Source organism: Cobetia sp. PDI-23MA (assembly GCF_059507735.1).
In genome coordinates, this window is record NZ_CM183352.1 from 3519761 (window position 1) to 3535226 (window position 15466).

Annotated in this window: 8 protein-coding genes; 2 read left to right on the forward strand and 6 right to left on the reverse strand. The window is 63.2% G+C overall.

Annotated elements, in window-relative coordinates; genetic code table 11:
• Positions 1-96: 96 nt before the first annotated feature.
• The gene (locus AC5WNJ_RS14960) at positions 97-633 is read right to left on the reverse strand and encodes a CinA family protein (RefSeq protein WP_495930092.1); all 537 of its coding nucleotides are present in this window, start codon (positions 631-633) and stop codon (positions 97-99) included.
• A 166-nt stretch (positions 634-799) separates the two neighbouring features.
• On the opposite strand from AC5WNJ_RS14960, the gene mutS reads away from it, so the two are divergent.
• Together mutS and fdxA are read left to right on the forward strand one after the other, a co-directional pair.
• Complete coding sequence (gene mutS / locus AC5WNJ_RS14965; RefSeq protein ID WP_495930093.1) at positions 800-3379, forward strand: DNA mismatch repair protein MutS; 2580 nt, start codon at positions 800-802, stop codon at positions 3377-3379.
• A gap of 259 nt (positions 3380-3638) precedes the next feature.
• Entirely contained in the window at positions 3639-3962 is a 324-nt protein-coding gene (gene fdxA, locus AC5WNJ_RS14970) for a ferredoxin FdxA (RefSeq protein ID WP_043333067.1), read from the forward strand.
• Between the two features lie 1253 nt (positions 3963-5215).
• Here fdxA and eno read toward each other — a convergent pair.
• From eno to gltB, 5 genes are all read right to left on the reverse strand, one after another.
• Positions 5216-6505 (reverse strand): phosphopyruvate hydratase, encoded by a 1290-nt coding sequence (gene eno / locus AC5WNJ_RS14975; protein ID WP_176678008.1) that lies wholly within the window; start codon positions 6503-6505, stop codon positions 5216-5218.
• Positions 6506-6607: 102 nt separating this feature from the next.
• Positions 6608-7459, reverse strand: coding sequence for a 3-deoxy-8-phosphooctulonate synthase (kdsA, locus tag AC5WNJ_RS14980; RefSeq protein ID WP_495930094.1), 852 nt, complete (start codon positions 7457-7459; stop codon positions 6608-6610).
• A gap of 131 nt (positions 7460-7590) precedes the next feature.
• On the reverse strand, positions 7591-9231 hold the full coding sequence (gene pyrG, locus AC5WNJ_RS14985) for a CTP synthase (RefSeq protein WP_495930095.1): 1641 nt from the start codon (positions 9229-9231) through the stop codon (positions 7591-7593).
• A 194-nt stretch (positions 9232-9425) separates the two neighbouring features.
• On the reverse strand, positions 9426-10841 hold the full coding sequence (locus AC5WNJ_RS14990; RefSeq protein ID WP_043332950.1) for an FAD-dependent oxidoreductase: 1416 nt from the start codon (positions 10839-10841) through the stop codon (positions 9426-9428).
• Between the two features lie 77 nt (positions 10842-10918).
• The gene (gltB, locus tag AC5WNJ_RS14995) at positions 10919-15370 is read right to left on the reverse strand and encodes a glutamate synthase large subunit (protein WP_495930096.1); all 4452 of its coding nucleotides are present in this window, start codon (positions 15368-15370) and stop codon (positions 10919-10921) included.
• Positions 15371-15466: the final 96 nt, after the last annotated feature.

The window sequence follows — 15466 nt, forward strand, 5'->3', positions numbered from 1 at the left end:
ATACATGGACAGTATAATGCCGCAAGTTGCGTCGCTCTGCCAGTCCGGTGGTGCGCTTTTTCAGGCAGCACCCTCATCGCGGGGCCTGCACCTGGCTCACGCGTCTTCGGTGCCGACCTGCAAGGCCTCCACGCGCTTGATCAAGCCCTGCAACGCCTCCCGCACGGCGGCGTCACGCACTGCCTGTCGGTCGCCGGAAAAGTGACAGCAGCGTGCCTGCTGGCGCGTCTCGCTCCCCCACGCCAGCCATACGGTGCCGACGGGCTTCTCGTCACTTCCCCCGCCGGGGCCGGCCACGCCGCTGATGGCCACCCCCAGCTCAGCGCCGCTTTCGCGACAGGCGCCCCGCACCATCTCGCACACGACCGCCTCGGAGACAGCGCCGAAAGTTTCAAGCGATGCCTCACTGACCCCCAGCAAGCGCTGCTTGGTGGCATTGGAATAAGTCACGTAGCCCGCATCGAAATAGCGGGAGCTGCCGGCAATCGCCGTGATCGCGGCACTCACCCCGCCTCCGGTGCACGACTCGGCGGTGGTGACGCGCACGCCGCGCGCGACTGCCAGTGCCTGCAACTGCTCAGCCAGGGTATTCGCGCACGCAGCCTCGGGGGCCGTACCAGTCAATTGACTCACGAACTTTCTCCTTGTGGAGGTCATCGGGTGAAAAAGGCAGCGAGCATGAGACATCACAGGCATTGGAGCCGGCCGCGCCAGTCCGTAGAATATCGCGCATCCCGCATGCCGTGCTCTCGCATGTGTGCTTTTTCCCATTGCAGTGCAGTCAAGGAAGTCCATGGCCATGGCCAAGAACAGCGCGCCCCAGATGACGCCGATGATGACGCAGTACATGAAGATCAAACGCGAGCACCCCGGCGTGCTGCTGTTCTATCGCATGGGCGACTTCTATGAACTGTTTCATGAGGACGCCAAGCGCGCAGCACAACTGCTCGATATCACGTTGACGGCGCGCGGCAGCTCCGGTGGCTCACCGATTCCCATGGCAGGGGTGCCCTATCACAGCGCCGAAGGCTATCTGGCACGCCTGGTCAAGATGGGTGAATCGGTGGCCATCTGCGAGCAGATCGGTGACCCGGCGACCAGCAAGGGCCCCGTCGAGCGCAAGGTGGTGCGTATCGTCACGCCGGGCACCCTGCATGATGAAGCGCTGCTGGATGCCAACCGCGACAACCTGCTGGTAGCGCTGCACCGCGACGGGGACACCTGGGGCCTGGCGGCACTCGAGCTGTCCTCCGGTCGCTTCAGCGTGCTCGAGGTCAACGGTGATGATGAGCTGCAGGCAGAGATCCAGCGCCTGTCACCTGCCGAGGTCATGGTCGGTGAAAGCCGTACCCTCCCCGCCAGCCTGGCCTCGCGCCCGGGGCTGACGCGTCAGAGCGACTGGCACTTCGATCACGAGACAGCCCTGCGCCTGCTGTGCGACCAGTTCGGCGTCCAGGACCTCAACGGCTTCGGCTGCAGCCATCTGACGCGCGCCGTCACGGCTGCCGGTGCCCTGCTCGACTATGCTCGCGATACCCAGCGCACCGGGCTGCCCCATGTGACCGCACTGGCGGTCGAAAGCCGCGATGACTCGGTGGTGATCGATGCCGCCAGCCGTCGCAACCTCGAGATCGACACCAACCTGGGCGGCACCAGCGACAACACGCTGGCCAACGTACTGGATGTCACCGCGACCGCGATGGGCTCGCGCCTGCTCAAGCGCTGGCTGAATCGTCCGTTGCGCGATCAGCGTCAGATCGGCCAGCGCCAGGCGGCGGTACAACGCCTGCTGGATGGCGACTATCCCTTCGAGCTGCACGGCCTGCTCAAGCGTATCGGTGATGTGGAGCGTATCCTCGCCCGTGTCGCACTGCGCAGCGCACGCCCGCGCGACCTGGCCCGCCTGCGCGATGGCCTCAACACCCTGCCCGAACTGCGCGCCGTGCTCGCCAGCGTCGAGAAAGGCAGCGCCATCGACGACCTGCGCGATGCCATCCGCCTGTTCCCGGCACTTTCCGCGATGCTCAGCGAGGCGCTGGTCGAGAACCCGCCAGTGGTGCTGCGCGATGGCGGCGTGATCGCCGATGGGTACGACGATGAGCTGGACGAGTATCGCGGCCTGTCCGAGAACGCCGGCCAGTATCTGGTCGCACTCGAGACTCGCGAGCGCGAGCGCACCGGCCTGAGCAACCTCAAGGTCGGCTACAACCGCGTGCATGGCTACTTCATCGAACTGCCGCGCTCGCAATCGGCCGAGGCCCCGCCGGAATACATCCGCCGCCAGACCCTCAAGAATGCCGAGCGCTTCATCATCCCCGAGCTCAAGGAATTCGAGGACAAGGCGCTGTCCGCCAAGTCCAAGTCACTGGCGCGCGAGAAGCTGCTGTATGAGCACCTGCTGGATGATCTGAATACCGAACTGGATGGCCTGCAGCAGACGGCCCGTGCGCTGGCATCACTGGATGTGCTGACCGCCTTCGCCGATCGCGCCGCCGCGCTCGATTTCGTGCGCCCCGAACTCAGCGAGACCCCGGGCATCGACATCGAAGGCGGCCGCCATCCGGTGGTCGAACATGTCAGCGATCATCCCTTCGTTCCCAACGATGTGCGCTTCGATGATACGCGGCGCATGCTGGTGATCACCGGCCCCAACATGGGCGGTAAATCCACCTACATGCGCCAGACGGCACTGATCGCTCTGCTCGCGCATACCGGCAGCTTCGTGCCGGCATCACGCGCCTGCATCGGCCCGCTGGATCGCATCTTCACGCGCATCGGCTCCTCGGACGACCTGGCCGGCGGCCGCTCGACCTTCATGGTCGAGATGACCGAGACCGCCAGCATCCTGCACAACGCCACTGACGAGAGCCTGGTGTTGATGGATGAGATCGGCCGCGGCACCTCGACCTTCGATGGTCTGTCACTGGCATGGGCCAGTGCCGAGCATCTGGCGCGCACGCGTGCCTTCACCCTGTTCGCGACCCATTACTTCGAGATGACAGCGCTGCCCGAGCATGCCGATGCCGTCGCCAACGTGCACCTGACGGCCGCTGAGCACGGCGATGGCATCGTCTTCATGCACCGCGTCGAGGAAGGCCCTGCCAGCCAGAGCTATGGCCTGCAGGTAGCCCAGCTGGCCGGGGTGCCGCAGAGCGTCATCCTGCGCGCGCGCGAGAAGCTGACCAGTCTGGAGCAGCAGGAAATCGATCGTCCGCAGGTGGCACGCGAGGATGCGCTGGGCCAGCCGGTACCGCAGCAGAATGACCTGTTCGCGGCACCGCCGCATCCGGTCGTCGAGGCCCTCAACGGCCTTGACCCGGATGACCTGAGCCCCAAGCGAGCGCTGGAGCTGATCTACGAATGGCACCGTCAGCGCTGAGCGCCCTCACACCGAGCCAGCGTTGGCGCGCCTGGCTCGAGAATGAGCGGCAAGGCTCGACAGCAACCTTCGGGCATAGCACCATTCCAAAACGATCCGCCCCAGCTGATTGCGGGGGCGGCAGAGCGCCACTAGAATAACGCCTTATAACATCTGCGCCGCTTATAACCTGAAGGCCATGATGTCGCCGAGACGGCACATGGTGGGCGCCTGGACCACGACCTACGAGAGAGACGCCAATCCGCGTCAGGAGACCTGCATGGCATTCATCGTCACCGAGAACTGCATTCGCTGCAAATACACCGACTGCGTGGAAGTCTGCCCGGTGGATTGCTTCTACGAAGGCCCGAACTTCCTGGTGATCAACCCGGATGAGTGCATTGACTGCGCGCTATGTGAGCCGGAATGCCCCGCCGAAGCCATCTTCTCCGAGGATGAAGTGCCGGAGAACCAGAAGGAATTCATCGAGCTGAATGCCGATCTGGCCGAAGTCTGGCCGAACATCAGCGAGAAGAAGGACGCCATGGAAGACGCCGAGAAGTGGGATGGTGTCGACGGCAAGCTTGAGTATCTGGAGCAGTAACCCCCTCAAGTCACCCGCATCTCGCGTGGCTAGCGGCTTGCCCGCCCTGACCGGGCCAGCTCGGCTCTGACGACAGAAACGGCAGCGATTCCCCCGGGAGCCGCTGCCGTTTCTGTATCTGATGCCTGAAGCCGGTGCCTGAAGAGCTCGCGCTGAGAACTCCTCCCCCCCGACCTCCAGACATAAAAAAGGGCGACCCCGTAAGGTCGCCCGCTCCAAGCGTGTCCCTGTCGATCCATCCTGGATCGCACTCCTGAGTGCTGTCCCTGCCCTTCACGACATCCTGTCATTCGGGGCGCACCGTCACGCGTGGCGGGCATTGCAGCACTGCTCGCGCAGCTGTCCCACCGCAATGCCCGTTAGTGCAGATATTTGCCTGTCCTGCTGTCCTGCCCATGCATTGCCCGGCGTCCTGCCTGTACCGCTCCCTGCCTGTGCAGCTGACAGCCTCACGACATTCCTTGTCCGACTTATCCTTGTCGTGGCTTCCTGCCACTTGATGCTGCCGCTGTCTGCCCCATCATTCCTGACGCGGATGATGTCCCGTCATCCGTCACTTCCTGTGAAGAGCAAGCTTCCTGACTGCATATCAGAGCCTGGGGCTCTTCGACACTCCGTGTCGTTATCGTGCTTCCTGCCTGTGTGGCGCTTCCCATCGCCGACGGATCATCCTGATCTTGACACACTCCGGTGTCATGCCCGCCATCCTTGCTTCCCTGGCATCTCTCGCCTGACTCCTTCAAGCGAAGATATACAGCTCTCTGCTACCGACGTCCATGCCAGGTCCTTTTCCGCCGAGCGTCCTGCTCAGCGGGGCGAAACGTCCTGTCTCGCCATCAAGTCTTTTCTGATCATCCCGTTGGCATCCTGCCGAGATTGCGGTGTCCCGCCGCACCCTCACGTCCATGTAGCCATTCTGGGCAGCATTCGCCGGCGAGGCAACTAGCCAAACCGCTTAACCCGCTATACCTGAACAGGCCGTCAAAGAAAATATTTTCAATAAAAACAGATGCATATTGGAGGACATACGTTCATATCCGCAGGCGACTCGCAGCCAGTGTCTCGATTGTCCTGCGGGATTTGTAAGAGATGACTTACATGAATTCAGTGCCTGAAAGCGGCCTGTTTCCTGCCCCTCCCACAAACGCACTCAATCATCGCCTGCAATGCACAACGGGGCCGTGCCAGAAGGCACGACCCCGTTGCAAGTTACCTCTGCAATGCTAGGCGCTGAGCCCTCACATCACAGGCGATTACTGACCCTTGATCTCTTTCAGGCCGTTGTAAGCCACATCACCCAGCTGCTGCTCGATCACCAGCAGACGGTTGTACTTGGCGACACGGTCAGAGCGGCACAGAGAGCCGGTCTTGATCTGGCCAGCACAGGTACCGACGGCGAGGTCGGCAATGGTGGTGTCTTCGGTCTCGCCACTGCGGTGGGAGATGACCGCGGTGAAGCCGGCGGCCTGCGCCATCTTGATCGCATCCAGGGTCTCGGACAGCGAGCCGATCTGGTTGAACTTGATCAGGATGGAGTTGCCGATGCCTTCCTCGATACCGCGGCTCAGGATGCGCGTGTTGGTGACGAAGAGGTCGTCGCCGACCAGCTGCACCTTGTCGCCCAGCTCGTCGGTCAGCATCTTCCAGCCTTCCCAGTCGGACTCATCCATGCCGTCTTCGATGGAGACGATCGGATATTCCGCGGCCAGGCCGGCCAGATAGTCGACGAAACCACGTGCGTCGAAGCTCTTGCCTTCGCCGGACAGGTTGTACTGACCGTCCTGGTAGAACTCGGAAGACGCGCAATCCAGCGCCAGGGTCACATCGGTGCCCAGGGTGTAGCCCGCATCGCTGACGGCCTGCTTGATGACGGCCAGTGCTTCGGAGTTGGACGCCAGGTTCGGTGCAAAGCCACCTTCATCACCCACGGAGGTGCTCAGCTCGCGACCCTGCAGCACCTTCTTCAGCGCGTGGAAGATCTCGGCACCGGTGCGCAGTGCTTCACGGAAGGTCGGCGCGCCGACCGGCTGGACCATGAACTCCTGGATGTCGACATTGTTGTCGGCATGCTCACCGCCGTTGATGATGTTCATCATCGGCACCGGCATGGAGTACTGACCCGGCTGGCCGTAGAGCTCAGCGATATGAGCGTAGAGCTCGATGCCCTTGGCCTGCGCTGCCGCCTTGGCAGCCGCCAGAGAGACGGCAAGAATCGCGTTGGCACCCAGCGATTCCTTGTTCTCGGTACCGTCCAGCGCCAGCATGGCATCGTCCAGCGCGCGCTGGTCGAGTGCATCCATGCCCACGAGGCGCTCGCGGATCGCGCCATTGACGGCGTCGACTGCCTTCAGCACGCCCTTGCCCAGATAACGGCTCTTGTCGCCATCACGCAATTCCAGCGCTTCACGCGAACCGGTGGAGGCACCGGAAGGCGCGCAGGCACTGGCGCGTTGGCCACCTTCCAGCACGACCTCGGCCTGTACGGTCGGGTTACCACGGGAATCGAGCACCTCAAGGGCGCGGATTTCGACGATATTGGCCATCTTGTGTCGTCCTCTACACGGGGGATTGAAACACCACGACGGGCATCTTGCCCATAGTGCAAAAAGGCCGCTCACACAGGGGTGAACGGCCAGTAGTCCTGCTCAACGAATGTTCAGCGGCGCGAAGCCCTTGACCAGCGCATCCAGCGATTGCAGCTGGCGCAGGAAGGGGTCGAGCTGATCCAGCGGCAGGGCGCAGGGGCCGTCACACTTGGCATTGTCCGGATCCGGGTGCGCCTCGAGGAACAGGCCCGCAAGCCCCAATGCGACACCGGAGCGTGCCAGATCGAAGACCTGCTCGCGGCGTCCGCCAGCGGAGTCGGCTCGCCCGCCCGGGCGCTGCAGCGAGTGGGTGACATCGAACAATACCGGTAGCCCCGTATCCTTCATCTCGGCCATGCCGAGCATGTCGACCACCAGGTTGTTGTAACCGAAGCTGGAGCCACGCTCGCACAGCAGAATCCTGTCATTGCCGGCTTCACCGCACTTGGCGACGATATGGCGCATCTCGTGCGGCGCGAGGAACTGCGGCTTCTTGACGTTGATGACGGCGCCGGTGCGCGCCATGGCCACGACCAGGTCGGTCTGCCGCGCCAGGAAGGCCGGCAGCTGGATGACATCGGCCACTTCCGCCACGGCTGCCGCCTGATGCGGCTCATGCACGTCCGTGATGATCGGCACACCGAAGCGCGACTTGATCTCGGCCAGAATCTCGAGCCCCTTCTCCATCCCGGGGCCACGGTAGGAGTGCATGGAGCTGCGGTTGGCCTTGTCGAAGCTGGCCTTGAAGACGTACGGCATGCCCAGGCGTGACGTCACTTCGACATACTGCTCGGCGACTTCCAGCGCCAGCTCCCTCGATTCGAGCACGTTCATGCCACCGAAAAGCGTCATCGGACGATCGTTGGCGACTTGCAGACCCGCAAATTCGATCACGCGTTGTTCGTTGCTCATCTCTGCACCGTCTCTCAAATCGTTGTCCATCGGCAGTCTGCCGGATGATGTTCTCGCGAGCATCAAGCCCTACGACCATCGCGGAGAAGACCTGCGGGCGCCACCCGAGGTGGCGCCCGCTCAACACCCTATCACTCGCCGCGAGTCCGCGCCGCCTTGTGATTGAGCGCGGCATTCACGAAGCCGGAGAACAGCGGATGGCCATCGCGCGGCGTGGAGGTGAATTCCGGGTGGAACTGACATGCCACGAACCACGGATGATCCGGCAGCTCGACCATCTCGACCAGCGAGTTGTCGACGCTGCGTCCGGAGAAGATCAGGCCCGCTTCTTCCAAGGCCGGCACGAACTGGTCGTTGACCTCATAACGGTGACGGTGACGCTCGACGATCTCGTCGCTGCCATAGGCCTGATGCGCCTTGGAGCCGTTGAGCAGAGTACAGGCCTGGCCGCCGAGACGCATGGTGCCGCCCAGGTCGGACGCCGCGTCGCGGGTCTCGATCTTGCCTTCTGGCGTCAGCCACTCGGTGATCAGACCGACCACCGGGTGCTGGGTGTCATGAGTGAACTCGGTAGAGTTGGCATCGCTCCAGCCCGCCACGTTGCGCGCGAACTCGATGACGGCAACCTGCATGCCCAGGCAGATGCCCAGATACGGCACCTTGTTCTCACGCGCGAAGCGCGCGGTGGCGATCTTGCCTTCCACACCACGCTCGCCGAAGCCGCCCGGTACCAGCACCGCGTCCTTGCCGATCAGACGGTCGGTGCCGTTGCGCTCGATTTCCTCGGAGTCGATGAAGTCGACGTTGACCTTCACACGCCCCTGGATACCGGCGTGGGTCAGCGCCTCGTTCAGCGACTTGTAGGCGTCGAGCAGCTCCATGTACTTGCCGACCATCGCGATGTTGATGGTCTTGAGCGGGTTGAGCTTGGCGTCGAGCACCGCGACCCACTCTGACATGTCGGCCTCTTTGGCCTCCAGGCGGAACTTGTCGCAGACGATCTCGTCGAGGCCGGCTTCGTGGAGCATCAACGGAATGCGATAGATGGTGTCGGCATCCTGCAGGGAGACGACAGCCCGCTCCTCGACGTTGGTGAACAGCGAGATCTTGCGACGCTCGCTTTCCTCGATCTCGACTTCGCTGCGGCAGATCAGGATATCCGGCTGGATACCGATGGAGCGCAGCTCCTTGACGCTGTGCTGGGTCGGCTTGGTCTTGGTCTCGCCGGCCGTCTTGATGTACGGCACCAGTGTCAGGTGCATGAAGAGTGCACGCTCGCCACCCAGCTGCGCACGCAGCTGACGGATGGACTCCAGGAACGGCAGCGACTCGATGTCACCTACGGTACCGCCGATCTCGACCAGTGCGACGTCATAGCCTTCACCGCCGGCGATCACGCGACGCTTGATCTCGTCGGTGATGTGCGGGATGACCTGCACCGTTCCGCCGAGGTAGTCACCGCGGCGCTCCTTGCGCAGCACGTGCTCGTAGACGCGACCGGTGGTGAAGTTGTTGCCCTGGGTCATGCGCGAGCGGATGAAACGCTCGTAGTGACCGAGGTCCAGATCGGTTTCCGCGCCATCTTCGGTGACAAAGACTTCGCCGTGCTGGAACGGGCTCATGGTGCCCGGATCGACGTTGATGTACGGATCCAGCTTGAGAATGGTGACCTTGAGGCCACGGGCCTCGAGAATAGCCGCCAGCGAAGCGGATGCGATGCCCTTGCCAAGCGAGGACACAACGCCGCCCGTCACGAAGATAAATCGTGTCATGGAAACCTGCCGAAAACGTGAGCTGTAGGAGAGACCCGGGGGAACGGATCAGGATGGGTCGCCAGTCTAGCGGAAAGGCTGCTCCGGCTCAATTTGAATGCCACCACCTGCCCATCTCGCGTCACCATCCGATGCACCCGTCATAACGCATCAGACCCGCCGTGGCGGGCCTGATGCGTGACGCCAGATGACCTTTACACTTCCAGGAAATCAAGAATCCCTTCAGCGGCACGGCGACCTTCATCGATGGCGGTCACCACCAGATCGGAGCCGCGCACCATGTCACCGCCAGCGAACACCTTGGCGTTGGTGGTCTGGAAGGCATGACGCTCGGCGCTGGTCGCGATGCGGCCACGCTCATCGACGGCGATGTCGAAGTCGGCGAACCACGGCGCAGGGCTTGCCTGGAAGCCGAAGGCCACGACCACGGCATCCGCCGGCAGAATCTCTTCAGAGCCCGGCACCACTTCCGGACGCTGACGACCATTGGCATCCGGCTCACCCAGACGGGTACGCACGACCTTGACGCCTTCGACCTTGCCATCGCCGACCACTGCCACCGGCTGACGGTTGAAGAGGAAGTCGACGCCCTCTTCGCGAGCATTGGTCACCTCACGGCGTGAGCCCGGCATGTTGGCCTCGTCACGACGGTAGGCACAGGTCACGCTTTCCGCGCCCTGACGGATGGAGGTGCGGTTGCAGTCCATCGCGGTATCACCACCGCCGAGCACCACGACCTTCTTGCCTTCCATGGAAACGTAATCCGCCGGGTCCTTCTCGAAGCCCAGGCAGTGATTGACGTTGGCGATCAGGAAGTCGAGCGCCTTGTGCACGCCCGGCAGATCCTCGCCCGGGAAGCCGCCACTCATGGCATTGTAGGTACCCATGCCCAGGAAGACGGCATCGTATTCCTCGAGCAGCGCATCGAAGGTCACATCACGCCCGACCTCGACGTTGAGACGGAACTCCATGCCCATCTCTTCGAAGATCTCGCGGCGACGCGTCATCACGCCCTTCTCGAGCTTGAACTCCGGGATACCGAAGGTCAGCAGGCCGCCGATTTCCGGATGGCGATCATAGATCACCGGACGCACGCCATTGCGCACCAGAATATCGGCAGCACCGAGCCCCGCCGGACCTGCACCGATGATGGCGACGCGCTTGTCGGTCCAGCTGACCTTGGACATGTCGGGACGCCAGCCCATGGCGAAGGCGGTGTCGGTGATGTATTTCTCCACCGAACCGATGGTGACGGCACCGAAGCCGTCATTCAGGGTGCAGTCGCCCTCGCAGAGACGGTCCTGCGGGCAGACGCGACCACAGACTTCCGGCAGCGAGTTGGTCTGGTGCGAAAGCTCGGCGGCCTCGAGGATATTGCCCTCGGAGACCAGCTTCAGCCAGTTGGGAATGTAGTTGTGTACCGGGCACTTCCACTCACAGTAGGGGTTGCCACAGCCCAGGCAGCGATGTGCCTGGCTGGCGGCTTCTACCGGCTTGAACTCGGCATAGATCTCGTTGAACTCACGTGCGCGTACGCGAGCATCTTTCTTCTGCGGGTCCTGACGACCCACATCGATGAACTGGAAGTCGTTGGCGAGCTGATTGGCCATGATGAATCCTCTCTCAAAATCCGGGCACCGTCGCGGTGCGGGCCCTCACCCGAGGCATGCTGGGGTGAGGGGTGCGATCACTCCGGCTGACGCCGTGACTGGTCCAGCAGGCCGTTGAGGCTTGCCGCCTTCGGCTTGACCAACCAGAAGTGACGCACGAAGTCAGGGAAATCGCGCAGGATGTCGCGCCCGCGCTCGGAGCCGGTCTCGGCCACATATTCCTCGATGACTTCGCGCAGGTGGCGACGATAGGCCTCCATGGCTTCGGTATTGATGCGGTGGATTTCCACCAGCTCGTGGTTGTACTTGTCGACGAAGTCGCGATTCTCGTCCAGCACGTAGGCGAAGCCGCCCGTCATGCCCGCGCCGAAGTTGACGCCTGTCTCGCCCAGCACGCACACCAGACCGCCGGTCATGTACTCACAACAGTGGTCACCCGCACCTTCGATCACGGCGTGCGCACCGGAGTTGCGCACCCCGAAGCGCTCGCCGGCGGTACCCGCGGCATACAGCCGCCCGCCGGTCGCGCCGTACAGGCAGGTGTTGCCGATGATGGCGGTCTTGTGGCTCTCGAAGCGCGAACCACGTGGCGGCACGATGGTCAGCTTGCCGCCGTTCATGCCCTTGCCGACATAGTCGTTGGCGTCGCCTTCCAGATGCATCTCGAGTCCATTCGCGTTCCAGACACCGAAGCTCTGACCGGCCACACCGGTCAGGCTGACCTTGAGCGGTGAGCCTGTCAGTCCGGCCTCGCCATAGCGCTTGGCGATTTCCCCCGAGACACGCGCGCCCACCGAGCGATCGCAGTTGGTGACATGGAAGCTGAACTCGCCACCGCTGCGGCTGTCGATCGCCGATTCCATCGCGGCCAGCATCTCGAGGTTCTTGGCACCGGGATCATGCGGCTCGTTGCGGCTGACCTGGCAGAACTGCGGCGCGTCCTTGGGCACGAAGTCATTGCCCAGCAATGGCGTGAGGTCGAGACGACGCTGTGCGTTGGTCTCGCCTTCCAGCACTGCGAGCAGATCGGTACGACCGATCAGGTCGGTGATCTGACGCACGCCCAGCAGCGCCATCAGCTCACGCACTTCCTCGGCGATGAAGCGGAAGTAATGCTTGACCATCTCGACGGTGCCGCGGAAATGCTCGTCACGCAGCGCCTGGTGCTGGGTCGCGACACCGGTGGCACAGTTGTTCAGGTGACAGATACGCAGGTACTTGCAGCCCAACGCGACCATCGGCGCGGTACCGAAGCCGAAGCTCTCTGCCCCCAGGATCGCGGCCTTGACCACGTCCAGGCCGGTCTTGAGGCCACCATCCGTCTGCAGACGGATCTTGTGGCGCAGCTGGTTGATGCGCAGCGCCTGATGCACCTCGGGCAGCCCCAGTTCCCACGGGGAGCCGGCGTGCTTGATCGAGGTGATCGGGCTGGCCGCGGTGCCGCCGTCATAGCCGGAGACAGTGATCAGGTCGGCATACGCCTTGGCGACACCGGTGGCGATGGTGCCGATCCCCGGCTCGGAGACCAGCTTGACCGAGACCTGCGCCGACGGGTTGACCTGCTTGAGATCGAAGATCAGCTGCGCCAGATCCTCGATGGAATAGATATCGTGGTGCGGCGGCGGCGAGATCAGTGTCACCCCCGGCACGGCGTAGCGCAGACGTGCGATCAGGTCGTTGACCTTGCCGCCCGGCAGCTGACCGCCTTCACCGGGCTTGGCGCCCTGGGCGACCTTGATCTGCAGTACCTCGGCATTGACCAGATACGCCGGTGTGACACCGAAGCGACCGGAGGCGATCTGCTTGATCTTGGAGGAGCGCACGGTGCCGTAACGCGCCGGGTCTTCGCCACCCTCACCGGAGTTGGAGCGCCCACCGGCCTCGTTCATGGCCTGGGCCAGCGCTTCATGTGCCTCGGGAGACAGGGCGCCAAGCGACATGCCGGCGCTGTCGAAGCGCGGCAGCAGTGACTCGACGGACTCGACTTCCTCGATCGGCAGCGGCTCGGCGACCGGCTTGAGGGTCAGCAGATCACGAATGGTCGCCACAGGGCGCTCGTTGACCAGGCGCGCGAATTCCTTCCACTTGCCGTAGTCGCCCTGCTGCACGGCCTGCTGCAGCTTCACCACCACATCCGGGTTGTAGGCGTGGTATTCACCGCCATGCACGTACTTGACCAGCCCGCCCTGCTTGATGCGCTTGCGCGGCAGCCAGGCTTCACGCGCCAGCAGTTCCTGCTGGAACTGCAGCTCGGCGAAGCCGGCACCTTCGATGCGCGAGGCCATGCCGGTGAAACACATGTCCATGACTTCACTGTTGAGGCCGACCGCCTCGAACAGCTGAGAGCCACGGTAGGAGCCGATATGCGAGATACCCATCTTGGACAGGATCTTGTAGAGGCCCTTCTGCATGCCCTTGCGATAGTTCTCGCGAGCATCCGCCGGGTTGCCGGACAGCTCGCCGGTACGATGCATGTCCGCCATCACCTGATAGGCGAGGTACGGATAGACCGCCGTGGCGCCGACCCCGAACAGCACTGCCATCTGGTGTGCATCACGCGCATAGCCGGTCTCGATCACCAGGTTGACGCGCGGGCGCAGGGCCAGCGCACCGAGGTGATGATGGATGGCGCCGGTCGCCAGGGCGGCGTGGATCGGCAGCTGACCCTTCTTCAGGCCACAGTCGCTGAGCACCAGGATCACCTTGCCGTTGCGCGCGGCTTCCTCGGCCTGCTGACAGATACCCTTGAGCGCCTGCTTGAGGGAGTCCTGTGCCGGATCGTAGTGCAGCTTGAGCGTCTGGGAGGTGAAGGCCGGGTCCTCGTGATTGACCAGCGCATTGAACTTGCGCGGTGACAGCACCGGCGTGGTCAGGATCAGGCGATGCGCGTGCTCCGGCGTCGCGTCGAAGATGTTGAGCTCGGCGCCACAGCAGGTCTCCAGCGACATCACGATCGCTTCGCGCAGCGGATCGATCGGCGGGTTGGTCACCTGGGCGAACTTCTGACGGAAGTAGTCAGTCAGCACGCGATTCTGGCGCGACAGCACGGCCATCGGCGTGTCATCGCCCATCGAGCCGACCGCCTCCTGACCGCTCTCGGCCAGCGGGCGCAGCAGCTGATCGCGCTCCTCGAAGCTGACCTGGAACATCTTCTGGTAGACATCCAGCTGATCGGCATCCATCGGCTGGAAGCGTGCCAGCTCGGTCAGTGCAGACTCGAGATAGTTGGCATTCTCGCGCAGCCAGCGCTTGTAGGGGTGGGCACCCTTGAGGCGCTCACTGACCTGGTCGGTGTGCAGCACTTCACCGGTTTCGGTATCGACACCCAGCACCTGACCCGGCCCGACGCGCCCCTTGGCGACGACATCTTCCGGCTTGTAGTCGTAGGTACCGATCTCGGAGGCCAGCGTGATGAAGCCATTGCGCGTGATGACCCAGCGCGCCGGACGCAGGCCGTTGCGGTCCAGCATGCACACGGCGTGGCGACCGTCGGTGAGCACGATGCCCGCCGGACCGTCCCAGGCCTCCATGTGCATGGAGTTGTATTCGTAGAAGGCACGCAGATCGGAGTCCATCTGCTCGACGTTCTGCCACGCCGGCGGCACCATCATGCGGATGGCGCGATAGATATCCATGCCACCGGTGAGCAGGACTTCCAGCATGTTGTCCATGCTGGAGGAGTCGGAGCCGACAGTGTTGACGATCTCGTCCAGCTCGGCGATCTCGGGCAGCTGCTCGGAGACGAAGTTCTCCTTGCGCGCGTTGGCCCAGCCGCGGTTGGCCTCGATGGTGTTGATCTCGCCGTTGTGGGCGAGGAAGCGGAACGGCTGGGCCAGCGGCCAGCGCGGCGCGGTGTTGGTCGAGAAGCGCTGGTGGAAGACACAGATCGCTGTCTCGAGGCGCGGGTCGCCCAGATCCTTGTAGAAGCGCGGAAGATCTTCCGGCATCACCAGGCCCTTGAAGGAGATGACCTTGCCGGAAAGCGAGCAGACGTAGAAGTCCTCTTCACTCTTCAGCGCCTGCTCGGCATAGCGACGCGCCATGAACAGATCGACATTGAAGGCGATGTCAGTGCGCTCGTCGGCGGCACCGACGAAGACCTGACGGATGCGCGGCAGGCAGTCGCGGGCCATCGGGCCGCACACGCTGTCATCTACCGGCATGTCGCGCCAGCCCAGCACCTCGATATTGCGCGCGCTCAGCGCCGACTCGAAGGCGTCACGCGCGGACTGTTCACGCGCGTCATCGTCGGGCAGGAAAAGCGTACCGACGGCATAGCGGGCGCCAAGTTCCAGCCCGAGGGTTTCTCGAGCGATCTGGCGCATGAAGCCGTCCGGCATCTTGAGCAGCAGGCCACAGCCATCGCCGGTCTTGCCGTCAGCGGCAATCCCGCCACGGTGGGTCATGCAGGTCAGGGATTCAATGGCTGTCTGCAGCAGTTCGTGGCTCGCCTGCCCTTCCATATGGGCGATCAGACCGAAGCCGCAGTTGTCGCGGAACTCTCCCGGATGGTGGAGACCTTTGTTCATGGGGCGTGCCTCACGGAGAAATCATGTGTCCAGATGCTTTTTTTCAAGCACTTTCCCGGTTATAGTTATCGGTTATCTTTATTTTTATACCTGCCG